General features: G+C 53.2%; 1 protein-coding gene. It reads left to right on the top strand.

The window, feature by feature from the left end:
- Positions 1-1,177, top strand: a 1,177-nt coding sequence (locus tag AC1DFM_RS34605; RefSeq protein WP_477081353.1) for a non-ribosomal peptide synthetase, incomplete at both ends; no start/stop codon positions are given.

The following is a 1,177-nucleotide window of genomic DNA, read 5'->3' on the forward strand; positions in this document are numbered from 1 at the left end:
ATTACAATTTTACGTCTGCAGACATCATTTTACAGAAGACCACTTTCACTTTTGATGTATCGGTATGGGAACTGTTTCTGCCACTGTGCTGGGGCGCCCGGTGCTKGGGCGCCCGTATGGTGCTCTGCCACAAAGATGATATCGGAGCACCGGAGCGTTTGCGTGCCTTGATACAACATCACGGCATTACCTGCCTGCATTTTGTGCCCGGTATGTTCAATGCCTTTATTACTGCTTTATTTGAAGACGAAGATATTAGTGTTGCTTTAGATAGTCTTCGGCTGGTAGTGACCAGCGGGGAGGCATTGTCTGCCGAAACGGTGCGTAACTGGTATGCCCGTATGGCCGCTCCGGTACATAACCTGTACGGGCCTACGGAGGCGTCTGTAGACGTTAGCTATTACGCCACGCGTACGGGTGATCAGCGCATTCCGATAGGTCGCCCTATCTGGAACACACAACTCTATGTGCTGGGTGCAGACAACGCGGTGCAGCCGGTAGGCGTGGCCGGAGAGATCTGCATTGGTGGCGACGGGCTGGCCCGTGGYTACCTGAATAAACCGGAGCTGACGGSAGAGAAGTTTGTRCCGCATCCTTTTACGGCTGGTCGCCGCATTTACCGCACCGGTGATATCGGTCGCTGGCTGCCCGATGGCAATRTTGAATACCTGGGTCGTCAGGATGACCAGGTGAAGATCCGCGGTTAYCGYATAGAGCTGGGAGAAATWTCCAGCGTGCTGCAAAGYCATCCTGATATGGATGCGGCGATCGTTATTGCGAGGGAAGACCAGACGGGTACAAAAARCCTGGTAGGTTATATCGTCAGCAAAAAAGCGATCGGGCTTWCCGATCTGCGTCAGTGGCTGGCTGGCAGCCTGCCTGCTTATATGATCCCTGCTTACTTCGTGCAACTGGACAGCTTACCACTGAATGCCAACGGTAAAGTAGACCGTCGGCAGCTGCCCGCTCCGGAAGACTTTGGGCTACCCACCGGTACTACGTATATACCTGCCCGTAATACAACAGAAGCGCAGCTGATCTCCATCTGGGAGCAGGTGCTTGGCAGAACGCAGATYGGYGTTAAAGATAACTTCTTTGAGCTGGGAGGYCATAGCCTGAAAGCCACGAGACTGGCCAGTTTGATCCACAAGGCATTTGAAGTGAAGCTGCCATTAAA

This window comes from Chitinophaga sp. 05T412, from assembly GCF_056396465.1.